This window comes from Micromonospora sp. NPDC047557 (assembly GCF_043205095.1).
Classification (GTDB): Bacteria; Actinomycetota; Actinomycetes; order Mycobacteriales; family Micromonosporaceae; genus Micromonospora.
Genome location: NZ_JBIDDK010000006.1, coordinates 51,161 through 75,647, shown reverse-complemented (window position 1 = coordinate 75,647; position 24,487 = coordinate 51,161). Strand labels below are relative to the sequence as shown.

At 72.8% G+C, this 24,487-nt stretch carries 20 protein-coding genes; 11 read left to right on the top strand and 9 right to left on the bottom strand.

Annotation, left to right across the window (positions count from 1 at the left end):
- Positions 1-9: 9 nt before the first annotated feature.
- Complete coding sequence (locus ACGGAQ_RS16690) at positions 10-1,314, top strand: acyltransferase family protein (RefSeq protein WP_393049834.1); 1,305 nt, start codon at positions 10-12, stop codon at positions 1,312-1,314.
- Positions 1,315-1,351: 37 nt separating this feature from the next.
- The gene (locus ACGGAQ_RS16685; protein WP_393049831.1) at positions 1,352-2,323 is read left to right on the top strand and encodes a DNA polymerase domain-containing protein; all 972 of its coding nucleotides are present in this window, start codon (positions 1,352-1,354) and stop codon (positions 2,321-2,323) included.
- 22 nt (positions 2,324-2,345) lie between these two features.
- Here the strand turns inward: ACGGAQ_RS16685 and ACGGAQ_RS16680 are convergent, their stop codons facing one another.
- Positions 2,346-4,499: an acyltransferase family protein gene (locus ACGGAQ_RS16680; protein WP_393049828.1), complete on the bottom strand. Its 2,154-nt coding sequence runs from the start codon at positions 4,497-4,499 to the stop codon at positions 2,346-2,348.
- A 75-nt stretch (positions 4,500-4,574) separates the two neighbouring features.
- Positions 4,575-5,018, bottom strand: coding sequence for an Lrp/AsnC family transcriptional regulator (locus ACGGAQ_RS16675; RefSeq protein WP_393049825.1), 444 nt, complete (start codon positions 5,016-5,018; stop codon positions 4,575-4,577).
- A 168-nt stretch (positions 5,019-5,186) separates the two neighbouring features.
- On the opposite strand from ACGGAQ_RS16675, the gene pdhA reads away from it, so the two are divergent.
- From pdhA to ACGGAQ_RS16655, 4 genes are all read left to right on the top strand, one after another.
- Positions 5,187-6,353: a pyruvate dehydrogenase (acetyl-transferring) E1 component subunit alpha gene (gene pdhA, locus ACGGAQ_RS16670; RefSeq protein ID WP_393049822.1), complete on the top strand. Its 1,167-nt coding sequence runs from the start codon at positions 5,187-5,189 to the stop codon at positions 6,351-6,353.
- Positions 6,350-7,366 (top strand): alpha-ketoacid dehydrogenase subunit beta, encoded by a 1,017-nt coding sequence (locus ACGGAQ_RS16665; RefSeq protein ID WP_393050406.1) that lies wholly within the window; start codon positions 6,350-6,352, stop codon positions 7,364-7,366. The genes pdhA and ACGGAQ_RS16665 overlap by 4 nt, the downstream gene beginning before the upstream one ends.
- The gene (locus tag ACGGAQ_RS16660) at positions 7,363-8,751 is read left to right on the top strand and encodes a dihydrolipoamide acetyltransferase family protein (protein ID WP_393049819.1); all 1,389 of its coding nucleotides are present in this window, start codon (positions 7,363-7,365) and stop codon (positions 8,749-8,751) included. The genes ACGGAQ_RS16665 and ACGGAQ_RS16660 overlap by 4 nt, the downstream gene beginning before the upstream one ends.
- 133 nt (positions 8,752-8,884) lie before the next feature.
- The gene (locus tag ACGGAQ_RS16655) at positions 8,885-10,564 is read left to right on the top strand and encodes a right-handed parallel beta-helix repeat-containing protein (RefSeq protein ID WP_393050403.1); all 1,680 of its coding nucleotides are present in this window, start codon (positions 8,885-8,887) and stop codon (positions 10,562-10,564) included.
- Between the two features lie 231 nt (positions 10,565-10,795).
- Here the strand turns inward: ACGGAQ_RS16655 and ACGGAQ_RS16650 are convergent, their stop codons facing one another.
- Both ACGGAQ_RS16650 and ACGGAQ_RS16645 read right to left on the bottom strand, forming a co-directional pair.
- Positions 10,796-12,901, bottom strand: a complete 2,106-nt coding sequence (locus tag ACGGAQ_RS16650; RefSeq protein ID WP_393049816.1) for a PQQ-dependent sugar dehydrogenase — start codon at positions 12,899-12,901, stop codon at positions 10,796-10,798.
- 20 nt (positions 12,902-12,921) lie between these two features.
- Positions 12,922-13,896: a sugar phosphate isomerase/epimerase family protein gene (locus tag ACGGAQ_RS16645; RefSeq protein ID WP_393049812.1), complete on the bottom strand. Its 975-nt coding sequence runs from the start codon at positions 13,894-13,896 to the stop codon at positions 12,922-12,924.
- 754 nt (positions 13,897-14,650) lie between these two features.
- Here ACGGAQ_RS16645 and ACGGAQ_RS16640 point away from each other — a divergent pair.
- Positions 14,651-15,910 carry an Ig-like domain-containing protein gene (locus ACGGAQ_RS16640; RefSeq protein WP_393049809.1) on the top strand — a complete coding sequence of 420 codons (1,260 nt, stop codon included), beginning with the start codon at positions 14,651-14,653 and terminating at the stop codon, positions 15,908-15,910.
- A 108-nt stretch (positions 15,911-16,018) separates the two neighbouring features.
- Here the strand turns inward: ACGGAQ_RS16640 and ACGGAQ_RS16635 are convergent, their stop codons facing one another.
- On the bottom strand, positions 16,019-17,035 hold the full coding sequence (locus ACGGAQ_RS16635; protein ID WP_393049806.1) for an SMP-30/gluconolactonase/LRE family protein: 1,017 nt from the start codon (positions 17,033-17,035) through the stop codon (positions 16,019-16,021).
- Between the two features lie 201 nt (positions 17,036-17,236).
- Between ACGGAQ_RS16635 and ACGGAQ_RS16630 the strand changes: the two genes are divergently transcribed.
- A complete protein-coding gene (locus tag ACGGAQ_RS16630) occupies positions 17,237-17,659 on the top strand; it encodes an STAS domain-containing protein (protein WP_393049803.1) in 423 nt (140 codons plus the stop codon).
- A 131-nt stretch (positions 17,660-17,790) separates the two neighbouring features.
- Here ACGGAQ_RS16630 and ACGGAQ_RS16625 read toward each other — a convergent pair whose 3' ends face one another.
- The 4 genes from ACGGAQ_RS16625 to ACGGAQ_RS16610 all read right to left on the bottom strand — a co-directional run bounded on the left by ACGGAQ_RS16625 (position 17,791) and on the right by ACGGAQ_RS16610 (position 20,710).
- A complete protein-coding gene (locus ACGGAQ_RS16625; RefSeq protein WP_393049800.1) occupies positions 17,791-18,183 on the bottom strand; it encodes an FKBP-type peptidyl-prolyl cis-trans isomerase in 393 nt (130 codons plus the stop codon).
- Positions 18,184-18,377: 194 nt separating this feature from the next.
- A complete protein-coding gene (locus tag ACGGAQ_RS16620; RefSeq protein ID WP_393049797.1) occupies positions 18,378-18,935 on the bottom strand; it encodes a hypothetical protein in 558 nt (185 codons plus the stop codon).
- A gap of 165 nt (positions 18,936-19,100) precedes the next feature.
- Entirely contained in the window at positions 19,101-19,661 is a 561-nt protein-coding gene (locus tag ACGGAQ_RS16615; protein ID WP_393049795.1) for a hypothetical protein, read from the bottom strand.
- Entirely contained in the window at positions 19,658-20,710 is a 1,053-nt protein-coding gene (locus ACGGAQ_RS16610; protein WP_393049792.1) for an Asp23/Gls24 family envelope stress response protein, read from the bottom strand. The genes ACGGAQ_RS16615 and ACGGAQ_RS16610 overlap by 4 nt, the downstream gene beginning before the upstream one ends.
- Before the next feature lie 185 nt (positions 20,711-20,895).
- On the opposite strand from ACGGAQ_RS16610, the gene ACGGAQ_RS16605 reads away from it, so the two are divergent.
- From ACGGAQ_RS16605 to ACGGAQ_RS16595, 3 genes are all read left to right on the top strand, one after another.
- Positions 20,896-21,762, top strand: coding sequence for a phytanoyl-CoA dioxygenase family protein (locus ACGGAQ_RS16605; RefSeq protein WP_393049790.1), 867 nt, complete (start codon positions 20,896-20,898; stop codon positions 21,760-21,762).
- Positions 21,763-21,877: 115 nt separating this feature from the next.
- Positions 21,878-22,756: a hypothetical protein gene (locus tag ACGGAQ_RS16600; protein ID WP_393049787.1), complete on the top strand. Its 879-nt coding sequence runs from the start codon at positions 21,878-21,880 to the stop codon at positions 22,754-22,756.
- Positions 22,757-23,049: 293 nt separating this feature from the next.
- Positions 23,050-24,396: a hypothetical protein gene (locus tag ACGGAQ_RS16595; RefSeq protein ID WP_393049785.1), complete on the top strand. Its 1,347-nt coding sequence runs from the start codon at positions 23,050-23,052 to the stop codon at positions 24,394-24,396.
- Positions 24,397-24,487: the final 91 nt, after the last annotated feature.

Here is a 24,487-nt window from a genome sequence, read left to right as displayed (position 1 = left end):
CCTGACCGCATGACTACCCCCGCCCTCGTCCGCTCCCGTGGCACGCTCGCTGATCTGCTCTCCGGCCGCAGCAACGGCATCGGGCTGATCCGGCTCTGCCTCGCCGTGGGCGTCGTGTTGTCGCACTCCAAGCCGCTCGGCTTCGGGGCCAACGACCTCGGCTACCACCTGACCGGTCGGCAGACCAACGTCGGCACCATGGCCGTGTACGGCTTCTTCGTGCTCTCCGGCCTGCTCATCACCCGCAGCGCCCGGCGTACCGGCATCATCCGCTACGCCTGGCACCGAGCCCTGCGCATCTTCCCCGGGCTCTGGGTCTGCCTGCTGATCACCGCGCTCGTGGTGGCCCCGCTGGTGGCGCTGCGCGAGCACGGCACCACCGCCGGCCTCTTCGACAACCCCTGGGACCGCGGCGGACCGTTGGCCTACCTGCAGGCCAACTGGTGGACCGGTGTCCGTCAGTACGGCATTCAGGACCTGCTCAAGCCGACCACCCCGTGGGGTGAGAAGAGCGGCTCCAGCGTCTTCAACGGCGCCCTGTGGTCGCTCAAGTACGAGATGTTCTGCTACGTCGTGGTGGGCGTCCTGGCGATCACCGCGGTGCTGCGCAACGCCCGCCGATTCGTGCTGTTCCTGACCGTCGCGCTCTACCTGAGCATCCTGCAGGACTGGGTGAGCTCCGGGCAGTTCAGCGGGCCGGCGTCCACGGCGAGCTGGTCGTTCAATTCGCCCCTGGTGGGCGGGATGAGCTTCCACTACATCGTCTACCTGGGCTTCCTGTTCGCGTTCGGCGCGACGCTGGATCTCTACCGGGAGCGGGTGCCGATCAACGACGCGCTGGGCATCGGCTCGGCCGTGGCGCTGGGGCTGTCCCTGCTCTTCGGCGGCTTCTTCGTCATCGGGCTGCCGGCGTTCGCGTACCTGCTGGTGTGGCTGTCGGTGCGGATGCCGCGCCAGCTGCACTGGGTGGGCCGCAAGAACGACTACTCGTACGGCATCTACATCTACGGGTTCGTCTTCCAGCAGGTGATGGCGAGCCTGGGCTGGAGCCGCTGGGGGTACGTGCCGTTCGCGGCGATGTCGGTCGCGGTCGCCTTCGCCGCCGCGTTCGTGTCGTGGAAGCTCGTCGAGCGGCCGGCTCTGCGGTTGAAGGACTGGACGCCGGGCTTCGTGGCCCGCCGTACGGCGCGGACGGTGCCGGTCGAGCAGCAGACCGCGGTGGCCGAGGAGCCACCGGGGACGCAGCCGGTGTCGGTCGGCGGCCCGACGGAGGAGTTGCCGCAGCAGCCCGCCACGCTGGTCCCCGGCCGGTAGCCCACCGGGCCCGCCTGGACGTCGTACCCTCTGGGGCGTGGCCACGGCGGCGGAGGAGATCTGGGTGGGGGAGCGGCTGGTCCGCGTCTCCAGCCCCGACAAGCCGTACTTCCCAGAACGCGGACTGACCAAGCTGGACGTGGTCCGCTACTTCCTGGCGGTCGGCGACGGCATCCTGCGGGCGCTGCGCGACCGGCCGACCATGCTGGAACGCTGGCCGCGCGGCGTCTTCGAGGGCGCGACGATCGCCACCCGGCAGACCAACCGCGGTGACGCGTTCTACCAGAAGCGGCTGCCGGCGGGCGCACCCGCGTGGGTGCGCACGGCGCACATCACCTTTCCCAGCGGCCGGACCGCCGACGAGGTCGCGCCGAGCGAGCTGGCCGTGGTGATCTGGGCGGCCAACCTGGGCACCCTGCGCTTCCACCCGTGGCCGGTCACCGCCGCCGACGTGGAGCGCCCCGACCAGCTGCGCATCGACCTGGACCCGATGCCCGGCGTCGGCTTCGAGCAGGTGGTGCCAGTGGCGCACGAGGTGCGGGCGTTCCTCGCCGAGCTGGGCATGACCGGCTATCCGAAGACCACCGGCGGGCGGGGCCTGCACGTCTACCTGTCGATCGAGCCGAGGTGGAGTTTCGGCGAGTGCCGACGGGCGGTGCTCGCGCTGGGGAGGGAGATGCAGCGCCGGCTGCCGGAGCTGGTCACCACCACCTGGTGGCGGGAGCAGCGGGACCGGCCGGTCTTCGTCGACTACAACCAGATGGCCCGCGACCACACGGTGACGTCGGCGTACTCGATCCGGCCGACACCGCAGGCCCTGGTGTCGGCGCCCCTGGACTGGACGGAGCTGGACGACGCCCGTCCGGAGGACTTCGACGTGCTCAGCATGCCGGCCCGCTTCGCCGAGCGCGGCGACCCGCACGCCGGCCTCGACGGGGACCGGCACTCGCTGGAGCCCCTGCTGGAGCTGGCCGACTCCGAGGGTCTGGAGGCGCCGCCGGAGCGGTGAACGGGCCAGGGCGGCCCGGCGGTCACAGCGCGGCGATCACGGGCTTGAGTGCGGCGGTCACCCGAGGTGCGAGGGTCGCCGAGTACGTGGCGGTCAGGTGGTGCGCGTCGCGCCAGACGAGGACGCCTCCGATGACCGGCGCGCAGCGGTCCGCAGGGCAGATCCAGTCGTTGAGGTCGATCAGGCGAACGCCGGTGAGGCCGTCGGCTGCCTCCTCCTGGGCGGGACCGCCACCACGGCCGAGGGCCACGGCCCGGGGCGTGGCGCACTTCGTCAGGTGGTTCGGATTCTTGGACACACACTCGGCGATGTCGGTGAGGTGCAGCGGCGTGTCCCGCAGCACCACCACCGGAATCTTCTCCTCGATCATGGCGCTCCACGTGTTCCTCATCTCGCGGGCCATCGCGGACCGCCCCGGCTTGCCGCGGACCGGGTACTCGGCGTTGGTCACGATCAGGAGATCGGGGCGGTCCCCGCCGAGCAGACCCTCCCGGACCTTCCGGTTCCATTCCGTGCAGGAGGTGTAGGGCCGGTCGTTCTGGAGGATCTCGGCCGTCAGGAACGGGCAGCCGCCCTTGGTGTAGGTGGCGAGGCGCCAGCCGTTCGCCTCCGCCGCTCGCGACATGGCGGGGACCCAGTGGTCGGCATGGGAGTCGCCAACGAGCGCGATCCTGGTCGGCCCGTCCTTCCTGCCGTAGACGCAGATCTCCGGGGTCGAGGATTCCAGCGACACATGGCAACTCTTCGTCGCCTGCAACAGCGGCGCGTCGCGAGCCGCCGTCGCGGGGTTGGGGGTGATCGAGTCGACGTGGTCGACGGGCACCCCGGCGCGGCTGGTGCGGGGAGAGGAGCCGAGAGCCGCGGCGCCCGGTGCGGACGGTGGTGCCGCCGGCGTGCTGGCACCGGGCGCCTGGCCCATGATGACCGACGAGGCGGGCGTCGGGCCGGCCGCCGACGGGAGGGCCAGTTGGAACGTCAGGCCGGCCAGCGCGGCGGCGCCGGTGCACACCGCGCCGACGCGCAGGGCGGCGGCTGGCCGGTCGGCGAGGGTCGGTGACCGGCGCACCGGATTCTCGACGAGGTGGTACGTCAGGACGGCGGGGATCGCCGAGGCGGCGACGACGACGAGCGAGGCGCCAACCCCGAGGTCGCCGAACTGTGCCTGCGCGGCGATCAGCACCGGCCAGTGCCACAGGTACAGCGAGTAGGAGATCCCACCGACGTAGCGCAGGGGTTGCCGGCCGAGCAGGAGGGCGGGCCCGGCGCGGCCGGCCGCCGGGCCGAACGCGATCACGGCGGCGGTGCCGAGGGTGGGGCCGAGCGCGGCGTACCCGGGGAAGCCGGCCGTCGAGGCGATCAGCACGGCCGACGCTCCCACGGCGATCAGCCCGGCCCAGGCCAGGGGCACGGCCAGCAGGCGCGGAGACCGGCTCAACCGGGCCGCCGTGACGGCGATGGCACCGCCGAGAGCCAGCTCCCACATGCGGGTCGTGGTGACGTAGTACGCCGACGGGTCGGTCGGCGAGGCGTGCAGCGCCCAGGCGAACGACGGGACCGCGATCAGCGCGAGCCCGAGCAGGTAGAGGCCCCGGTGCCCCCGTCCCCGACGCCGGGCGAGCCATCCGAGGGCGAGCAGCAGCAGTGGCCAGACCAGGTAGAACTGCTCCTCGACGGCGAGCGACCAGAAGTGCTGGGCGATGCTCGGGGCGTCGTTGGCGGCGACGTAGTCGAGGGACTGCCCGGCCATGCGCCAGTTCATGGCGTAGCAGGCGCTGGCGATGACGTCCCAGGCCGTCGTGGACCAGCGCCCGCGAGGCAGGAAGAAGTAGGTCAGCACCAGGGTGGCGACGAGCACGGTCGCGGCGGCGGGAAGGAGGCGCTTGGCCCGTCGGGCGTAGAAGGTGGCGAGCGAGAGCCGTCCACGCTGGTCGAGCTCTTCGAGCAGCAGGCCGGTGATGAGAAAGCCGGAGATCACGAAGAACACGTCCACACCGACGAAGCCGGCGGGCAGGTGCGGCACTCCGGCGTGGCCGAGGAGCACCAGCAGCACGGCGACGGCCCGCATGCCTTCGATGTCCCCGCGGAATGAGCGCGGGCTGACCGACGTCGACCTCGGCGCGGGCGGCGGGGTGGCGGCGACCCTGGCCTGTGTCCACAACTCGTTTGCGATAGCCACGCCGCGGATCGTACGGGTGATTTGTTACCCGAAGCGTTACATCGGGGTATTTGTCATCTGGTTCGTGTTATACCGCTACTGCCACGGGTTCTGCGTGCCGTCGAACTCCTCGAAGACCAGCCACGACCGCGTCGACAGCACCCCGGCGATGCGCTGCACCCGATCGAGCACCACGTCGCGCAGGGCGGCGTTGTCCGGAGCCCGAACGAGGGCCAGCACGTCGTGCTCGCCGCTGAGGAGCGCGACGTGCTCGACGTAGCGCACCTGGGCCAGCTCGGCCGACACCTCCCGCCAGGTGTTCTGCTCGATCGTCAACGCCATGTACGCCGATGTGCCCAACCCGGCGGCCTCGGGCGCCACCTGCGCCCGGAAGCCCGTGATCACTCCTTCGCGCAGCAGGCGCTCCACCCGGGCGTACGCGTTGGTGCGCGAGATGTGGATCCGCTCGGCCAGGGTGCGCACCGACGTGCGGCCGTCGCGGACCAGCTCGTCCAGGATCCGCCGGTCGACCTCGTCCATGGCTCGGGCCGATCGTCCCGATCCGGTTCCCCGGCTCGCTCCGTCCCCGTTCTCCTGGCTCACCGACGTGCCTCCCACATGCCAGATGTCCCGCCTTCTGCGTGGATCTTGAGTCAATCATCCGTCAGCGGAAGCATAGGCTCACCACACGTCCCAGGAGGTCCCGCCGTGACGACCACACCCCAGGCGGTCCGCAGGGCATCCCCGCGCGCCCGTCGGACGGTCACCCCGCCCGACCCGGCGCGCCCGCTGCTGCCGGACGCCGAACCGGTCCGCCTGCTCGATCCGAGCGGTACGCCGCTGCCGGCCCGTACCGACTACCCGGAGCCGCCCGTCGAGGCGCTGCGCGAGTTGTACCGCCGGATGGTGCTCGGCCGCCGGTTCGACACCCAGGCGACCGCGCTGACCAAGCAGGGCCGCCTCGCCGTCTACCCGTCGTCGCGCGGCCAGGAGGCGTGCCAGGTCGCCGCAGTGCTCGCCGTCCGCGACACCGACTGGGTCTTCCCCACCTACCGTGAATCGATGGCGCTGGTTGCCCGGGGCATCGACCCGGTCGAGGTGCTCACCCTGCTGCGCGGCGACTGGCACTGCGGTTACGACCCCACCGAGGTACGCACCGCGCCGCAGTGCACCCCGCTGGCCACCCAGTGTGTGCACGCCGCAGGTCTCGCGTACGGCGAGGCGTACCAGGGGCGCGACACCGTGGCGCTGGCGTTCATCGGCGACGGCGCGACAAGCGAGGGCGACTTCCACGAGGGCATCAACTTCGCCGCCGTGTTCAAAGCGCCGGTCGTCTACTTCGTGCAGAACAACCGGTACGCGATCAGCGTCCCGCTGTCGCGGCAGACCGCCGCGCCGTCGCTGGCGTACAAGGGCGTCGGCTACGGGGTGCCCAGCGAGCAGGTCGACGGCAACGACCCGGTCGCGGTGCTGGCCGTGCTGACCCGCGCGGTCGCGCACGCCCGCGCCGGCAACGGGCCGTTCCTGGTGGAGGCGCACACCTACCGGATGGAGCCGCACACCAACGCCGACGACGCCAGCCGCTACCGCGACGGCGCCGAGGTCGACGCCTGGCGCGACCGCGACCCGCTCGCCCGCCTGGAGACATACCTGCGCGCCCGTGGCGTGCTCGACGACGCGGCGGTCGCCGAGGTCGCCGAGCAGGCCGAGGCGTACGCGGCCGACCTGCGCACCCGGATGAACACCCAGCCCACTGTCGACCCGCTGAGCCTGTTCGACCACGTCTACGCCGAGCCGACCCCGCAGCTCGTCGAGCAGCGCGAGCAGGTCCGCGCCGAGCTGGCCGCCGCGCACGACGAGGAAAGTGACGACTGATGGCCACCACCATGGCGAAGGCGCTCAACACCGCGCTGGCCGACGCCCTCGCCGCCGACGATCGGGTCGTCGTCTTCGGCGAGGACGTCGGCCAGCTCGGCGGCGTCTTCCGGATCACCGATGGCCTGCAGGCCCGCTTCGGCGAGAAGCGCTGCTTCGACACGCCGCTTGCGGAGGCCGGCATCGTCGGCTTCGCCGTCGGCCTGGCCATGTCCGGGCTGCGGCCGGTGGTCGAGATGCAGTTCGACGCGTTCGCGTACCCGGCGTTCGAGCAGATCGCCTCGCACGTGGCGAAGCTGCGCAACCGCACCCGGGGCAAGCTCAGCGTGCCGATCGTCATCCGGGTGCCGTACGCCGGCGGCATCGGCGGGGTGGAGCACCACTGCGACTCGTCCGAGGCGTACTACGCGCACACCCCCGGCCTGAAGGTCGTCACCCCGGCGACGGTCGAGGACGCGTACTCGCTGCTGCGGGAGGCGATCGACGACCCCGACCCGGTGGTCTTCATGGAGCCCAAGAAGCTCTACTTCGGCAGCGCCGACGCCGAGCTGCCGGCACGGACCGAGCCGTTCGGCCGGGCCGTCGTGCGCCGGCCCGGCCGCGACGCCACCCTGGTGGCGTACGGGCCGGCGGTGCCGGTCGCGCTCGAGGCCGCCGAGGCCGCCCGCGAGGAGGGCTGGGACCTGGAGGTGGTCGACGTGCGGACCATCGTGCCGTTCGACGACGCCACCATCACCGCGTCGGTCCGGCGTACCGGCCGGTGCGTGGTGATCCAGGAGGCGCCCGGGTTCGCGGGTGTCGGCGCGGAGATCGCCGCCCGGGTGCAGGAGCGGTGCTTCCACGCGCTGCACGCCCCGGTGCTGCGCGTCGCCGGGCTGGACATCCCGTACCCGGCGCCGATGCTGGAGCACACCCACCTGCCCGGCGTGGACCGGGTGCTCGACGCGGTGGCCCGATTGCAGTGGGACGACCAGCCGGACCCGCGCTGGGCGGCGCAGGGCAGCGCGGCATGACCACCGTCGAGCGGACGCAGGTCTTCCTCCTGCCCGACCTGGGCGAGGGGCTGAGCGAGGCCGAGATCGTGGAATGGCGGGTCGCCGTGGGTGACATCGTCACGGTGGACCAGAGCGTGGTCGAGGTGGAGACCGCCAAGGCGGTCGTGGACGTGCCCTGCCCGTACGCCGGACGGGTCGTGACCCTGCACGGCGCGGCGGGTGAGGTCCGCCCGGTCGGCCAGCCGTTGATCACCATCGCCCCGCTGGACGGCGGCGACGAGCCCGCCGGGCACGCCACCTACCGCGAGGAGGAGCGTGCCGGCTCCGGCAACGTGCTGATCGGGTACGGCACCGGGCACGGCGGCGCGACCCGTCGTCGGCGTCGGCCCCGACTGGCGCTGGCGCCCGAACCGGCGGAAGCCGCCCCGGCGGGTGACACCGGCCCGGCAGTCGGCGTCGGCCCGGCGGCGGACGAAGCGGCCCCGGTCGCTGGCGGCGCCCCCGTCGAAACGCGGTCGGCGAGCGCCCTGGTCATCTCGCCGATCGTCCGTCGGTTGGCCCGGGAGCGCGGCGTCGACCTGGGTACGGTCCGTGGCAGCGGGCCCGGCGGGGTGATCCGCCGCGCCGACGTCGAGGCGGCGCTGGCCGTCCCCGTCGCCCGGCTCGCCGCCGTGCCGGACCCGCACGTCGCGCCGACCCCGCAGGGCGACGGCGACCTGATCGTCCCGCTCACCGGCGTGCGCAAGGTGATCGCCGACAAGCTCTCCCGCAGCCGGCGGGAGATCCCCGAGGTGACCATCTGGGTCGACGTCGACGCCACCGCGCTGCTGGAGACCCGCGCGGCGATCAACGCGGCGACGCCCGACGCGCCGGTGAGCATCCTGGCCCTGCTGGCCCGGATCTGCCTCAGCGGTCTACGCCGGTTCCCGCAGCTCAACTCCCGTGTCGACACCGAGGGCCAGCGGATCGTCCAGTCCGCCGGGGTGCACCTGGGCATCGCCGCGCAGACCGACCGGGGCCTGCTGGTGCCGGTGCTGCGCGACGCCCAGCGCCTCACCACGGCCGAGCTGGCCGCCGAGCTGTCGGCGACCACCGCCGCGGCGCGGGCCGGGACGCTCGCGCCGGCCCGGCTCACCGGCGGCACCTTCACGCTGAACAACTACGGGGTGTTCGGCGTGGACGGCTCCACGCCGATCATCAACCACCCCGAGGCGGCCCTGCTCGGCGTGGGCCGGATCGTGGACAAGCCGTGGGTGGTCGACGGGCAGTTGGCCGTCCGCAAGGTGACCCAGCTGAGCCTCACGTTCGACCACCGGGTCTGCGACGGTGGGGTGGCCGGTGGCTTCCTGCGGCACGTCGCCGACTGCGTGGAGCGCCCGGCGCTGCTGATCGCCGCCGTCTGACGCGTACCCCCGGCCCTGGCACCGCCCGCGCGGCGCCGGGGCCGGCGTGCGTGCGTGGTTTCGCGGTCGCGTCATCGGGAAGTCGGCCCCGCCGGTACGCACCGGAGGCGTCGAAGGGAGCCGACCCGTGGTCGTGGCGAACGAGCTGCTACTGAATTCGGTACGGGTGCGGCGGCCCGCCGCGGCCGGCGCACCGCTCTACTGCGACGCGCTGGAGTACGGGCTGACCGGCGACGGCGCGACCAACGACCAGCCGGCGTTGGCCGCCCTCGTGGACCGCCTCGGCGCCGGGTACGCCTCGGACGGGCGGGCCCGCGTCATCTACTGCCCGCCGGGCATCTACTCGATCCGCGATGCCGGCACGGTGTGGCGCAGTGGGGTCTCCCTGATCGGCGCCGGCCCGGCGGCGACCCGGTTCATGCTGAGCAACGAGGGCAACCGGGCCGACCCGACCCCGCTGGCCTTCTGGACCACCGTGCAGCACGGGGCCGACCGGGACCGGCACATCGCCGACTGCACCTTCGCCGACTTCCAGATCGACGGCTCCGGCGTGGCGATGGCCGAGTACAACTACCTCGCCAAGGGCCTGGGCCTGCAATACGTCGTGCGCGGCGTGTTCCGCAACCTCTACATCCACCACACCGCAGCCACCGGGCTGGGCTGCGACTTCCTCCAGGACTCGCTGATCGACGGCGTGGTGGTCGTCGGCTGCGGGCGACTGGACAACGGCGAGCAGATCGGCGGCGCCGGCATCGGCGTGGGCATCGGCGGTTGGGGCACGGTGGAGCGGTTGACCATCGCCAACTGCACCACGCTCGCCAACGGCACCAACGGCATCTTCCTGGAGCTGCAGAAGGACTACTGGCCCCCGCCCCGCGGCTACCGCATCATCGGCTGTCACAGCCAGGGCAACCGGTTCGGCATCTCCGACTGGGGCGCCGACGGTCTCATCGTCTCCGCCTGCACGATGACCGGCAACCTGGAGGCCGGGTTCGACATCTCCGCCCAGGGCACCGCGGCGGTGGCCGGACGGGGTGGGCTGCTCACCGACTGCGTCATCGACGGCAACATCCGCGACGGGGTCAGTGTCGGCAACAGCCCGGGCCCGTACACCATCCGGGGCAACCGGATCAGCGGGAACGGTCAGCACGGCTACCACGGGCACGACCTCGGGCGGGGCTACCAGGGCCCGGTACGGGACGTGGTGATCGAGAGCAACGAGTTCTGGGGCAACGGGCTGGACGCCGTCCGGATCGACCACCAGATGACCGACGCGGTGCTGCTCAACAACCGGATCCGCAACAACGGGCGACAGTACGCGCAGGCCGCCAGCGGCGGTGGCGAGACCGTCCGCTACGCCGAGCGGTCCGTGGTGGACCGGCACGCGAACTGGCCGCACGACGGGCACCGGGGCAAGGTCCTGCGGGTGGGGCGGGCCGTGGCCATGGTCGCCTCGAACACCGACGACGAACTCACCCTCGCCCCGGTCCGGCCCGACGGCATCAGCGCGTGGAGTGGGGACGTACCGCCCCCGGGCTGTGGGTACGAGCTGTCCGCGGCACCCGAGCGGCGGGCCGGCATCACCATCGACGCGGCGTTCGACTCGGCCACCATCCGCGGCAACCGGGTCTGGGACAACCACGAGAACAGCACCCAGACCCACGGTCTGTGGATCACCGAGCGGGGCAGCTGCGTGGACTGCCGGGTCGAGGACAACGACCTCGCCGGCAACGCCGACGGCGGGATGCGCCTGGACACCCCGCCGGTGGGCGGACGGTGGCGCGACAACCACGTCGACAGCGACTGGAGCTGACCAGCGGGGCGGGAACGCGAAGCGGGGGGGGGGGGGGGGGGGGGGGGGGGCGCCCCCCGCCGCGGGGGGGGGGGGGGGGGGGGGGGGGCGGGGGGGGGGGGGGCGCGGCCGCCCCCCCCCCGCCCCCCCCCCCCCGCCGCGGGCGCGCCGCGGGGGGGGGGGGGGCGCGCCCCCCCGCCCGGGGCGGGCCCCCCCCCCCCCCCCCCCCCCCCCGCCGCTCGTGGTGCGTGGTCAGCCGGCCAGGCCGGCCACCGGGGTGGGATCCAGCACGACCGTCGCCGTGGCGGTCTGCGGCGGCACACCGGGCTCCGTCGGCGCGTCGGTGTACTCGGCGACGAAGACCGCGGTGAGGTTGTCCGCGCCGCTGTGCCCACCGTCCACGAAGGTGGGAATCGTCCCGGAGCACCCCGTCGCCGTGGAGAGCGGGTGCCCGTGCTGGTCGTGCCCGAGCACGTAGGTGACCTTCACCCGGGAGCAGTCCACCGGCAGGTCGTCGGTGACCTTCACCTCGTACGCGACGGTCTGCCCGAACTCGAACGGCTGATCGGCCACCGGGGCGACGAACTCGATGATCGGCGCGGTCGGTCCGACCACCAGCGGCAGGGTCGCCGAGGCGGACCGCCCGGTGCGGTCGGTCACCTTCAGCGTCGGCGTGTACGAGCCGTTCTCCTGGAACGTCCAGGTCGGGTTGGGGTCGGTGCTGTCCACCGAGCCGTCCGCGTTGAAGTCCCACGCGTAGCTCAGCTTGTCACCGTCCGGGTCGGTGGTGCCGGCGCTGGAGAACGCGACGGTCAGCGGGGCCTGCCCGACGGTCGGCGTACCGCTGATCTTCGGGATCGGCGTCCGGTTGCCGCGGACGAAGTCGATCCGGGACAGCTGGGCGTCCGGGTTCTCGGCGAAGTAGCCGTCCCCGTACTCCAGCACGTAGAGCGCGCCGTCCGGACCGAACTCCATGTCCATCGGGTTGTCCACCACCAGCGACGGCGCCACCGGCCGGATGTCCTGCACGTCCCCGTCGGAGTCGAGGCGGAACTCCTTGATGTAGTCCCGGGTCCACTCGTAGAACAGCGGCACCCCGTCGTAGTAGGCCGGCCACCGGGTACGCGACGTGCTGGTCCCGTCGTAGTCGTACGCCGGGCCGCCCATCGGGGCGATGCCGCCGGTGCCCAGCTGCGGGAACTCGGCCGAGGCGGCCGCCGCGTACCAGACCTGCGGGGCCTCGACCGGCGGCAGTTGCCGCTTGCCGGTGTTGTGCGGTGAGTCGTTGACCGGTCGCTTGCAGTTGAACTTCGCACCGGACTCGCCGGTGGCGAAGTCGTAGTCGCGGTAGGCGATCGTCGGCGTCACGCAGTACGGCCAGCCGTAGTTCGCCGGCTTGTCGATCAGCATCCACCGGCCGTGTCCGGCCGGCCCGCGCTCCGGGTTCGCGGTGGAGGCGTCGGGGGAGTAGTCGCCCAGGTACACGTTGTCGGTACGCCGGTCGACGGCGAACCGGAACGCGTTGCGCAGCCCCATCGCGTAGATCTCCGGGCGGGTCTTCGCCGTGCCCGGCTTGAACAGGTTGCCAGCCGGCACCGTGTAACCGCCACCGGCCTTCACCTTGATGCGCAGCAGCTTGCCGCGCAGGTCGTTGGTGTTGGCCGCGGTGCGCTGGGCGTCGTACGCCGGGTTGCGGTCGGCCCGCTCGTCGATCGGGACGTAGCCGTCCGAGGAGAACGGGTTGGTGTCGTCACCGGTCGACAGGTACAGGTTGCCCTTGCTGTCGAAGTCGATCTGGCCGCCGACGTGGCAGCAGATGCCCCGGTCGGTCGGCACGTCGATGATCTGCTGCTCGCTGGCGAGGTTCAGCTTCATCCCGTCCAGCTTGAACCGGGACAGCCGCAGCGCGCCCCGGAACCGCTGCCAGTCGGCCTCGGTGCCGACCGCCGGCGCGTCCCCCTCGTTGACGTCGGGGGTCGCCGGGTCGTCCACCGGCGTGTCCAGTGGCGGCGAGTAGTAGAGGTACACCCACTTGTTCTGGGCGAAGTTCGGGTCGATGGCGATGCCCTGCAACCCCTCCTCGTCGTGCTCGTACACGTCGATGTCGGCGGCGAGGGTGTTCAGCCCGGTGCGCGGGTCGTGGATGCGGACCTCGCCGGTGCGGGAGGTGTGCAGCACCCGCAGGTCGGGCAGGACGGCGAGGCTCATCGGCTCGCCGGGGAAGTCGTTGAGCGTCACCTTCTGGAAGCTGCTGTCCGGCGGCGGGGCCGCCGGTGCGGCGGCTGCCGCCGTCGTCGGCGCGACCAGGCCGGCCGACACCAGGAGCAGGGCGGACAGGAAAGCGGTCCGGTTCATCATCAGGTAGTCCCCCGAGGTGGTCAGTACCGAAGTGCGGCGAGGTAGTCGAAGCCGATCCGGGCGGTGTCGAGGGCGTCGGCGGGGGCGCGCGGCGGGGTGCCCGCGTCGTCGCGCTCCACGATGTACTCCTCGATGCCCGCCTCCCGCTCGTGGTCGAAGATCCGGCCGAAGTCGATGACGCCGTCGCCCAGATCCGCGAAGCCGCCCTCGACGTCCAGGTCCTTGACGTGCACCTGGCGGATCCGGCCGCGGTTGGCCCGGATTACGTCGACCGGGTCGTGTGCGCCCCGCCAGGTCCAGTACAGGTCCAGTTCGAAGTGGACCAGCCGGGGATCGGTCTGCCCGGTGAGGATCTCGAAGCCGGTCGAGCCGTCGGTCAGCGGCACGAACTCCAACTGGTGGTTGTGGTAGCCGAAATCGAGCCCGGCGCGCTCGGCCAGCCGGCCCGCCTGGTTGAGATCCCGGGCCAGGGCACGGTAGACCGCGGGGTCCCGGTACGGACGCCCCTGGGCGTCCCGACCGAAGTACGGGTGGACGATCTTCTTGCAGCCCACCGTGTTGGCGTCCGCGAGGGCACGTTCCCAGGTGGCGGCGTCGAACGGCTGCGGGATGCCGGTGTGCCCGGAGGTGGCGCGCAGTCCGGCCGCGTCGAGCGCGGCCCGGAACTGGGCCGCCGTACGCCCCACGAAGCCGGCGTGCTCCACCCGCCGGTAACCGATGCGCCGCAGGGCGGTCAGGGTGCCCGGCAGGTCGGCGGCGAGCTGGTCGCGCACGGTGTAGAGCTGGATGCTGATGCGGTCCACCGGCACCCGACGTCGGCCGTGGGACTGGCCTCGGGCGGCGGTGTCGCCGGCGGGTGCGGCGTTCGCCGGGCCGGCGAGGAGCCCGGCGGCGCCGACGGCGGCGGCGGAGACGGTCGCGGCGCGGAGAAGTCCGCGCCGACTGACCGACTCGGAGGTCGCTGTCGGCTCCGAGCGGTTGGTCTGGTGATCCATGGTGGTGGTCCCTTCCTGACGGCTGGTGTGCCGTCGGCAACTTCGACCGGCTGCCGTTGCCGGGGCGCGCCGAACCGGCCGGAGGCGCGCTCCGGCTGGACGGTGAGAACGACGCGTCGGCGCGGTCGGCGCCCCGGAGGGGGACCGCGGCCGACCCGGCAAGGGAGGCAGGCAGGCTGATTGATGAATGGGCAACCTTCTATCTGAAAGCCGACCCTACCCTTGCCTCCGGACAATGGCAAAGCTCCGTCTCGATGAGCGGAAGTTTCGCTTCACATGACAAAAGTCCTCCCAGCAGGTGCGGCAGCCGCCCCGACCCGTCATGAGTGCCCGCCTCGCACGCCTTCCGAGCCGAGCGCGACCCGAGGGGCGCACCTGTCGAAGCCCTCGCCGATCGGCCGGTCCGTCGCGGAGATCCACACGACATCGGCGATGTGGCTGCCTCCCGCGCGTCGGAAACCGCACCATCCCCGATGTGGCGATGATCTTGGCGCGAGGGCGCGAGTGGTGCAACGGCGGCGATAGGTGCGGGCGTGGTGGGGTCGGGGTGGGACCGGACGTTGCGGGTCGGGTGACGTGGCGGAGTGCGGACGTGCCTCAAGGCGGCACTCGTGCGTTTTTCTCGCCAACCGGCGCAGGGGTCGGAAAATGCGCCGATAAATGCGCCGCCGCCGATTATTTCCGAATGCCCTGGATACTCCTGTCGGGGCCGACAGAATGTGGCGGAGGGCAGTCGAAAACGGGGGGACTCAACATGACACCTAGGCGGCGATTGACGCTGTTGGCGGTAACTATCGCGGCCGCACCGCTCGTGCTGGCCGGATGTACCGCCGACCGGGACGGGCCGGCCAAGGGACACGTCGCGGCGCCGGAGCTCACCGTGACCCCGGGGGACAAGACCCGGGACGTTCCGATCAGCGCCGAGGTCGGCGCGGTGGTCAAGGGTGGACGGGTCACCGGCGTCCGGCTCACCGACGACAAAGGCGCGCAGGTCAAGGCGGAACCGCGGGAGGACGGTTCCGGTTGGGTCCCGAGCGCGCCGCTGGCACCGAAGCGTACGTACACCGCGGAGGTGACCGCGACCGGTGACTCGGGTGCGACCACGACGCGGACCACCACGTTCACCACGATGGCCAAGTCCACGAAGCCGCAGATCACCAGCACTCTCTATTTCGTCGGCAACCGGACGTACGGCACGGCAATGCCGGTAACCGTGGCGTTCGACCCGGGCATTCCGAAAGAGGCCAGGGCGGATGTGCAGCGCCGGTTGTTCGTAAAGACGAATCCGCCGCAGCCGGGTACCTGGTCGTGGCTGGACGACGGAAGTCAGGTCTATTACCGGGCGCCCGATTTCTGGCGGCCGGGCACGACGATCAGTGTCCGGGCGGGGCTGGAGGGCTTGCCGATCGGCAAGAACCTCGTCGGGGACGCCGAGCGGACCGCGACCTCGAAGATTGGCAAACAGGTCTCGCTGGAGATCGACAACGCCACGAAGCAGATGACGGTGCTGCGCGACGGCAAGCTGGTGCGCCGCATTCCGGTGAGCCTGGGTAAGCCGAGTACGCCCAGTTCCAGCGGCAAGATGGTGATCATGGAGAAGCACGAGCGGACCACCTTCGACACCCGGGGTGAGCCGAACGGCGGCTACGTGGTCGACGTCGACGACGCCCAGCGGCTCACCTGGGGTGGTGAGTTCATCCACTCGGCCCCCTGGTCGGAGGGCGAGCAGGGCTACACCAACACCTCGCACGGCTGCGCGAACGTCTCCGCCACGGCCGCCGACTGGCTGATGGGGGTGACCCAGGTCGGCGACCTGGTCACCGTCAAGGGCACCGAGGTCGACCTGCAACCCGGCAACGGCTGGACGGCGTGGAACGTGAGTTGGGACGAGTTCGTCAAGGGCAGCGCCCTGCCGGTGCCGTCCGGGCTCAAGCCCGCGCCGGTCGCCCCGGCGCACCCGGGCGCGGTGGCCGGCGGGTCACCCGCGCCGGCGCCCTCGGTCAGCGGGCGCTGAGGCACCGGGCCGACCCACCGTCGCGGTGGGTCGGCCCGTTCGCCGTGCAGGCACCCCGGCCGCGCGCGGGTCGGCCACCGCCCGACACGCCGGGCGCGAGCCAGGTGGTCATCCCAGGGGTACGCGGGCCACGCCGGGCCCGATGAGGCTGCCCAGCCAGAGCTGGTCACCGTGCTGTCGTACCCCGGTGATCATCCAGTAGTTGCCGGCCGGGCCGTGCAGCGTACGACGGACCGTGCCCTCGCCGTCGACAAGCGCGACCAGCCCGTAGCGGCGCGGCTGCGGCTGCATCGCGTCGGGCAGCAGCGCGGCGAGCTGGCGCAGCCGCGGGTGCGGCAGCAGCCGTTCGGCGATGGGCACCCGGGGGCTGGGCAAGGCGATCCAGTACGTCCCGTCGCCCACCGCGGAGAGGTTGTCCGGGTACGCGGGCAGGTCGGCGAGCACCCGCACCCCGCCGCGCAACTCCACGCGGAGCAGCCGGTGGGTGGTGGTCTCGACCAGCATCAGCGCCGACTCGTCGGGGGTCAGCGCGATCCCGTTGGGGAAGTACAGCCCGTCGGCCACCACCTCGGTGCGTCCACTGCCCGGGTGGTGGGCCAGCACGCGGCCGTTGGGGCGGTGCTCCAGCAGGTCCCGCTTCCAGTGCGAGACCGGGAACCGGTCCGACGAGTCGGTGAAGTAGACGGTGCCGTCGCGGGCCACCGTCGCGTTGTTGGCCAGGTGCACCGGCGGCGCCGTGCCGGTCAGCTCGCGGACCGCCCCGTCCGGCGTGACCCGCAGCAACCCGCGGTACGCGTCGCAGACGATGAGCGACTCCCCGGACGGATCCGTCTCGATGCCGAGCGGCCGGCCGCCGGTCTCGGCCAGCAGCCGGGGTCGGGTGCCGGCCGGCGCGTCGGCCGGCCACCACCAGATGTTGCCGTCCTCGTCGCCGCTGATGACCCGGCCGCTCGCGTCGACCAGCACGTCCTCCGGCCCGACGGCCCCCGGGGGGAGGGGCAGGAGGTCGACCTGGTCGAGCCGGCGGTCCGTGGCCGCCCAGACGCCGTTGAGCGGAGGCGGGACGGTGGCCAATTCGCGGACGGGACGGATCAGCCGTGGCGGCCGGGGCCGGGGGATCACCATCGGGTCATTCTCCACTGCCGATGCCCCGTCGACCTGAAGCGCCGTGCACGCGGCGCGGCACCGGGCCGTTCGGTCGACCGCGAGGCCCTTGGCCTCCACCCCTAGGGGGACGAGGGGCACCTCCGGGGATGACCCTGGGCGTACCCGGAATCACTCCGCCGAGGGGCGAAACTGTCGGTGGTGGGGGCTAGATTTCACGTCATGGGAGAGCGCAGCGACCGGATCGACGTGCAGGTCAGCGTCGGTGACCAGGTGGTCCAGGTGCGGGTGGCCGGCGAGGTCGACATCGCCACCGTTGCCGCGTTCCGGTCCGCTCTGTGGTCCGCGCCGGCACGGCCGGTCGTGCAGCTGGAGATGTCCGGGCTGCGCCTGCTCTCCGCCGCTGGGGTGCGCGCGTTGCTCGCCGCGCACCTGCGCGTCCGGGCCCGGGGCGGCGAGCTGGTCCTGGTCGATCCCACCCCGGTGGTGGCCCGGGTGCTGCGCGCCACCGGCCTGCACCGGGTGATGCCGATCCTCGAGCCCGCCCGGGTGGTCGAGGCGGCCCGTCGTCCGGTGCCCGCCGATCTGGTCGAGGCGGCCCGTCGTCCGCCGGCCGCGGCCGGCGGCCTGGTGCTGGCCGCCTGACGCTGACCGCGGTGTGAGCAGGGGCCCGTCCGAAACGCGGACGAGCGCACGCCGATCAGCGGTCTGACGCCGGCAACGGGTGCGCTCAGGGGCCGCCCGGCATCGAGCCGAGCGACCCCTGCCACGTTCGATCAGCGCACGCCGAGCAGGTCGACGACGAAGATCAGCGTCTCGCCCGGCTTGATGACGCCGGCAGCGCCGCGGTCGCCGTACCCCAGGTGCGGCGGGATCGTGAGGCGGCGACGGCCGCCGACGCGCATCCCCGCCACGCCCTGGTCCCAGCCGGCGATGACCTGACCGCCGCCGAGCGGGAACTCGAACGCCTCGCCCCGGTTCCAGGACGAGTCGAACTCGCCGCCGGTGGAGTGGGACACGCCGACGTAGTGAACGCTTACCAACTGACCCGGCTCGGCCTGCGGGCCGTCGCCCACGACGATGTCCTCGATCACGAGGTCGGCCGGCGGCGCACCCTCGATCGGACCCACCTCGGGCTTGCCCGATCGGGCGCCTGCTGCCTGGTTCATGCGGGGATCTCCTAGCCGTGTTGGGTGTTGTGTCCGGTCACCGTCGATCCTGCCGGATAGCGCGTCACCGATGTGCGGCGGACCCGCCACCTGCCCCGACGCGTCCGGACCCGACCCCGGATCACCGAACTGGGGTACGCGTCTCGGCGGGCGTCACCGGTGGTGACGCCCGCCGTGCGACGGTGCGGTGGTACTCACCGCAGCCAGGGCATCCGCGCGACGATCGGCAGCTTCGCCCAAGGCTTCCCGAGGCCCCAGGTGTCGCCGGCGTTGACCAGCGCCAGGACCGCGAGCACCGCGGCGTAGATCAGGTGGTCGTCCATGAAGAGGTTGTTCTCCGGAGGCAGGACGGCGGTCCACATGAGGACCAGCAGCAGCCCACCGGCCACGGCCGCGACCCGCATGCCGACGCCGAGCAGGAGCGCGATGCCGATCCCGGCGAGGCCGGCCATGAACAGCCAGTCGGCCCAGGCGGCGCCGGCGATGCCGGTGTAGACGTCCTTGAACGGGCCGGCGACCCCGAAGGTGAGGAAGCCCTTCGTGGGGCTGCCCCCGTTGATCCAGGCGTTCTTCGACTCGGTCTCGTGGCCGAGGCCGAACAGCTTGTCGAGGAAGGCCCAGAGGAAGATCCAGCCGAGCGCCATCCGGGTGCCGGCCAGGACGTACCGGGTGGCCTTCTCCCGGGTGGTGCCGGTCGCCGGAGCGGTGGTCTCGGCGGTGGTCCGCTCGATCGTCGCGGTCATGGTGTCCACGTCCCTTCTCTGCCTCGCACCGCACTTCCCGGTGGCACCTCCATCAGACGCTCGCGGCGGCGCCCTCGGCAGGGCCGACCGGACCGCACCGACCCGGGACCTTGGACCCCCAACGGCCCTGCTGTTCGGGGTGGTCGTCTGGTGGGGCCCTCGGCGGCGACCGGCTCAGGGTCGGGCCGGCGCGATCCGGGCCGTCACGTCGAGGTGTGCGGGTTGGCAGCCGGCCGTCGTGGCGAACCGGCGGACCGCGTCGTGGACGTGCTCGCGGACTCCGGCGGCGCGGGCGTCGCTGGTCAGGTCCACCCGCACCCACACGTCGGGGCGTGGTGGCGTGCCGGTGAGCACCACCCGGGCCCGGTGCACCCCGGGCGTGCGCAGCAGGTCCCGTTCCAGCGCGCGTACGAGCACCTGACTGGCCAGCCGGGTGCGACCGGGCAGGCTTCCGGGTCGGCTCAGTGTGCCCCGCAGGGCCCGGTCGGGTCGGCGTAGCGCCCGGTGCAGCAGGCGCTGGCCGGCGACGGCGGTCAGCAGCCCGGCGACCGCCGCGGCCAGGGTGCTCCAGGGCGTCGCGAGCCGCCACGCGTCCGCGAGGCCGCCGCCGAGCAGGACCGCGTCGGGGTCGCCGAACGGCAGCGTGCCGGAACCGGCTGCCAGCGCGGTCGCCCCGCCGGCCACCAGCAGCAGCGCGACGATCGTCCACAGCAGGCGGTGCGCGGCATCGGTCATGCCGGCCGCCGGCGGGGCAGCAGCCGGACGTCGACGCGGTCGGCGCGTGGCGAGGCGAGCTGACGCAGCTCCTGGCGCACGGCGAACTCGACCTCGGCACGGGCCGCCGGGTCGCCGGTGGCGCGCAACCGGGGTCGCCACCGGTCGCCGTGACGCCGGACCCGCACCCGGGTTCCGCGTACGCCCGGCACGGTGTCCGCGGCGTCGGTCAGCCGGCGTTCCACGCACCGTCGGTGCAGGTGCCAACCGTCGCGCGGGTCGACCCGCAGTCGGACCGGCGTCCACCGGCGTAGCTGGGCGACCAGGACGAGCAGACCCAGCAGTACGGCGGCCACGGCCGCTGCCCGTACGCCGGGATCGTGCCACCGGGTGGTGGTCAGCGCGTCGTACCAGCCGGGGCGGATGAGCAGCGGCGCCGGGCGACCCAGCGTGGCCAGCAGCGCCTGCGCGGCCAGCAGGACGCCGCCAGCGAGCAGGGCGACGGCCAGCAGCGCGGACGCCGCCCGGTTGGCGGTCGCCGTGGTCAGCTCGGGGCGTGCGACCGGTGGGCGCGGCTCGGCGTCGTCGTCCGAGCCGGTCACCACCAGGTCCCGCACCGTGATCGTCACCGCGGCCACCGCGCGGCCGGTGCCGGTGAGCACCTGTTCGGCGACCGCCCGGCGGACCGCGTCGGCGACGGCGGGCACGCTGTGGCCGTACTCGATGGTGAGGTTCAGGTCGAGGCCCACGGACCGGTCGCCTCCGCGGACGGTGGCCGGGCGGACGTCGGACACGCCCGGCACCCGTCCGGCCGCGTCGGCCGCGATCCGCCCGACCGCCGCCGCGCCGGTCTCGCCGGCGGGGCGCGGGTCGGCGCTCGGGGCGAAACGGGTGGGGGTGGGGCGCGGGGGAAGTCGGTGGTGTCGTCCCGCCCGATCGACGTTCGGTCGGCGGCGGATGGTCGGATCACTCGCGGGGCGGGGTTGGCGAGGCCGACGCGGGCGCTCCCCGCGGGGTCGGCGAGGCCCCGGCCCGCGCGCGGCGAGGGTGCCGAACTGCTGACGCGACATGCTCTGACCTCCCAGCCGGTCCGCTGCGGGCGACCTCGCTGGATACACCCCGCCGGGTGTCCTGGAACGCGACGGTCATGTGATCCAGGTCACAGGTGTCGGTCGAGCGCTGGCGTCGCCCGCCGACCCTTGACAGGCTTCTACAACGTTGTAAGACATGCGTCGTCCGCCCGAGGAGGCCCCCGATGCGCGTACCCCCGGCTCAGTCAGCGGCACCCGCCACCCACCCCGCGGCCGACGACGACGTCCCGGTCGAGGCGCTCGGCGACCTCTACCGCGACGGCATCACGGCCTGCCGGGGCGCCTTCGACCCGGCCTGGGTGGAGCAGGTCGGCAGGGACGTCGCCGCCGCGTTCGAGGAGGCGCGGTCGCGTCCCGACGGTGCTGTCGGACGCGGCCCGCAGCGGTGGTACGTGGAGATCCATCCGGAGCAGCTGAGCGGTTTCGTGGAGCTGGTCACCCATCCGTGGGTGATGTCGGTCTGCCGGGCGGTCCTCGGCGACGAGTACGAGATCGTCGAGTTGGGCTTCGACATCCCCTTCCCCGGGGCGGCGATGCAGCCCTGGCACCGGGACTTCCCGATGCCCGCCGAGACCCGGCGGCAGCGGCGGCTCACCTCGCTGGCGTTCAACCTGACCACCGTCGACACGGTGGAGGAGATGGGGCCGTTCGAGATCGCCCCGGGCACCCAGTGGGACGACGGGGCCGACTTCGACCACGAGATGTTCCCCCCGAGGGAGCGCTACGCCCGCTACCAGCAGCGGGCGGTGCGCAAGTACCCGCAGCGCGGTGACATCTCGGCCCGGTCGGCACTGACCATCCACCGCGGCACCCCGAACGTCTCGGACTCGGCCCGCCCGGTCCTGGTGCTCGGCGTCGACGCCCCCGGCGCGGGCAACGCCGCCCACCATGACATGGCCGTCACCCGGGGGTACTGGGAGCAGCTGCCCCCGGCGGTTCGGGAGCATCTGCCCTGCCCGGTGGTCGAACGGCTGGAGCCGATCCGGCAGAAGCACACCATCGAGGGCCTGGTCATGGGCGCCGCGGAGTAGCTCCACGGGGAACGCCCGCCCGGCCCGGCCGTCCGGGCCGCACCGCCGAGGCGCACACCATGATCGACCGCCTAGACTCGGCGCGGTTCGACCGACCGGCGGATGGATCAGGCAGATGACGAGCAGCGAGGATCGCGGCTGGCTGCGGGCGATGCCCGCCGATGGTGGACGTGACGCGCTGTTCGACCGCGCCGGCCACCGGGTGTACGGGACGTGCCGGCTCAGCGAGCTGGTGCAGGGGCGTCCGCCCGGCGTCACCGGCAGCCAGTGGGGTTCGGCCAGCCGGGTGGCGTTCGACCTCGTGGTCAGCGCCGCCGACACCGGGCGGCCGGTCGTCGCCGTGACGATCGGTCCGGTCCCGCCTGCCGGGTCGGCCGAGCAGCGCGTCGAGCGCCTCACCGACGCCGTGAGCGCGGCCGTCGGACTGCCCGTGCTGCGCATCGGGTCACCGACGCTGCGGGCCGCCGAGCACGGCCGCCGCCTCGTCGAGTACGTGGTCGACGCGCGCGCGTACGCGGCGGGCACCGCCGGGGCTGGCGCCGAGGACGAGCCCGCTCCGGTGGGCTTCCGTGACATCCTCGGGCGGCTTCCGGATGGCCGGACCGGCCCGGTGAACGACCTCGGCGCGTTGACCCGCGCGGCGGCGGTCGAGGCGTACGTGGCCGGGCGCCTGGCCGACCCGATCGTGCGCGGGCTGCACGTGCACTGGGCCGACGGCCCGGCGCAGGGCTGGAGCTGGGTCCAGGTGCGCCCGGACGCGTGCCTGGTCGAGCGGGTCTCGGTGACCGCACAGCGCTTCTCGTGTGGCGTCGACGCGGCCCGGCTGGCCGAGGACCTGGCGACCGTCGCGGTCGGCGAACGGCTGCGCGCCGCGCGGCCGGACGGCCCGGACCTGCTGGCGCGCGCGGACCTCACCACGGAGATCGTCGCGCTGAGCCGGCGGCGGGACGAGCTGGTGGGCGGTTTCGCGTTCGACCACCTCTGCGCGGACTGACCGGCCACTTTCCCTGCTGAAACCCTGCTCCGCGGCCGATCCGCTCGGCGGCGGAGCAATTTTTCTGTGCGCCGGTTGAACCTTCCCCGTCGCCGTCCCGTACTCCTGCGCGAATGAAGAGGATCTCCCGAACCGCGTCGACCGGACGCGGGAGACGGTGCGGAAAGGGCATCGTCGGCCATCGACACGTTACCGGGTAGGTCGCGGTGGTCGCCGCCGTGGCGTGCCATCTCACATCCGTCGGTCCGCCGAGGGCAGGAATCCACTACCGGATCGAGAAGGAGAGCAATTCGATGCGCAGGTCCACTCGGGCGCGCCGGTCACCCGGCATCGCGCGGAGCAAGCGTCTGCTGGCCGTTGTCGGCACGCTCGTGGTCTTCGGCGGAGTAGTCGCCGTCACCCAGATCTCGTCGGCCCAGGACCGGCGGACGAACAAGCCCCGGCCAGCCGCCGGGCAGTGCGTGGAGCCGAGCCCGGGCTCGACCGCGCCGAGCGGCGCCTCGACCAGCCGCACTTGGCAGAACGGTCGGTGGGTGCGTAACCACTGGGGTGACGGTCAGGAGTCGGTGGCGGAGTGCGAGGACGGCAAGGACGGCACGGTGGGCACCGGCTCGGCCGTCGCCTGTCCCGATGTGGCGGCCAAGCTGCCGCAGGTGCCGGATCGGGCGCGAGCCGAGGTCGACCGTAATCTCGCACAGTTGCAGACCCAGATCGCCGAGGCCGATCGCCGGCTGGCCGCCGAGGGCAACAAGGGCGCCGATTTCATCCGCACTGCGATCCTGCAGCCGCTGGCCGGAAAGCGTAAGGCGGTGCTGGACCGGATCACGACCGCCATCGACCGGGTCGGACCGCGTCCGCAGGGTTTGGCGCAGCTCGCCGAGTGCCAGGTGCAGCCGACCGGTAACAACAACGGCGGCAGCACCGGGGGCGGCAACAACAACGGTGGGAACACCGGCGGTGGCAACAACAACGGCGGAAACACCGGCGGCGGAAACACCGGCGGCGGCAACACCGGCGGCGGCAACACCGGCGGCGGCAACACCGGCGGTGGCAACAACAACGGCGGGAACAATGGCGGCAACGCCCCCGGCGCGGGGCTCGGCGTGCTGGCCAACAACTGCGACGAGAGCCAGTTGCAGCCGCACAACGGTTTCCAGAACGGCAACCGGTGCGTGAGCACCGAGTTCGGTGAGGTCGGCGCCGCCGCCAACAACCCGTCGCTGCTGATCACCCAGTTCCCGCAGCAGGTCGGCCGCAACCAGCCCTTCACCCTGCGGGTCAGCACCAAGAACCTGGTCCGTGACCGCTTCCTCGCGGCCGGTCAGGGTGGGTACTACGTGGAGAGCTCGCTGCTCAACGCCCAGGGCCTGGTCCGGGGTCACTTCCACACCGCCTGCCGGATGCTGGACAGCCTGACCGCGCCGCCGGAGCCGCAGGAGGTGCCGGCGTTCTTCGTCGCCACCGAGGACGGTCGCGGTGGCGCCCAGCCGGACGACGTGACCATCCAGATTCCGGGCCTGCCCGAGTCGGGTACGGCGCAGTGCTCGGTCTGGGCCGGTGACGGTTCGCACCGTCTGCCGATGATGGAGCGGGCGAACCAGACCCCCGCCTTCGATTCGATCCGCATCAACGTGAACTGATTCGACAGTCGGCCGGCCAGTCAGGGCGAGAGCCCTGGGTGGCCGGCCGCGCACGCAGCGAAGGGGTCCCACCGTTTCCGGCGGGACCCCT

What these genes read in the sequence shown, in the direction of transcription:
- ACGGAQ_RS16660 (WP_393049819.1), top strand. Translation starts at nt 7,363, where the DNA reads ATGACCACCGTCGAGCGGACGCAGGTCTTCCTCCTGCCCGACCTGGGC.
- ACGGAQ_RS16645 (WP_393049812.1), bottom strand. Translation starts at nt 13,896, where the DNA reads ATGGATCACCAGACCAACCGCTCGGAGCCGACAGCGACCTCCGAGTCG.
- ACGGAQ_RS16690 (WP_393049834.1), top strand. Translation starts at nt 10, where the DNA reads ATGACTACCCCCGCCCTCGTCCGCTCCCGTGGCACGCTCGCTGATCTG.
- ACGGAQ_RS16610 (WP_393049792.1), bottom strand. Translation starts at nt 20,710, where the DNA reads ATGTCGCGTCAGCAGTTCGGCACCCTCGCCGCGCGCGGGCCGGGGCCT.
- ACGGAQ_RS16630 (WP_393049803.1), top strand. Translation starts at nt 17,237, where the DNA reads ATGGGAGAGCGCAGCGACCGGATCGACGTGCAGGTCAGCGTCGGTGAC.
- ACGGAQ_RS16605 (WP_393049790.1), top strand. Translation starts at nt 20,896, where the DNA reads ATGCGCGTACCCCCGGCTCAGTCAGCGGCACCCGCCACCCACCCCGCG.
- ACGGAQ_RS16675 (WP_393049825.1), bottom strand. Translation starts at nt 5,018, where the DNA reads ATGGACGAGGTCGACCGGCGGATCCTGGACGAGCTGGTCCGCGACGGC.
- ACGGAQ_RS16650 (WP_393049816.1), bottom strand. Translation starts at nt 12,901, where the DNA reads ATGATGAACCGGACCGCTTTCCTGTCCGCCCTGCTCCTGGTGTCGGCC.
- ACGGAQ_RS16640 (WP_393049809.1), top strand. Translation starts at nt 14,651, where the DNA reads ATGACACCTAGGCGGCGATTGACGCTGTTGGCGGTAACTATCGCGGCC.
- ACGGAQ_RS16600 (WP_393049787.1), top strand. Translation starts at nt 21,878, where the DNA reads ATGACGAGCAGCGAGGATCGCGGCTGGCTGCGGGCGATGCCCGCCGAT.
- ACGGAQ_RS16615 (WP_393049795.1), bottom strand. Translation starts at nt 19,661, where the DNA reads ATGACCGATGCCGCGCACCGCCTGCTGTGGACGATCGTCGCGCTGCTG.
- ACGGAQ_RS16635 (WP_393049806.1), bottom strand. Translation starts at nt 17,035, where the DNA reads ATGGTGATCCCCCGGCCCCGGCCGCCACGGCTGATCCGTCCCGTCCGC.
- ACGGAQ_RS16595 (WP_393049785.1), top strand. Translation starts at nt 23,050, where the DNA reads ATGCGCAGGTCCACTCGGGCGCGCCGGTCACCCGGCATCGCGCGGAGC.
- ACGGAQ_RS16625 (WP_393049800.1), bottom strand. Translation starts at nt 18,183, where the DNA reads ATGAACCAGGCAGCAGGCGCCCGATCGGGCAAGCCCGAGGTGGGTCCG.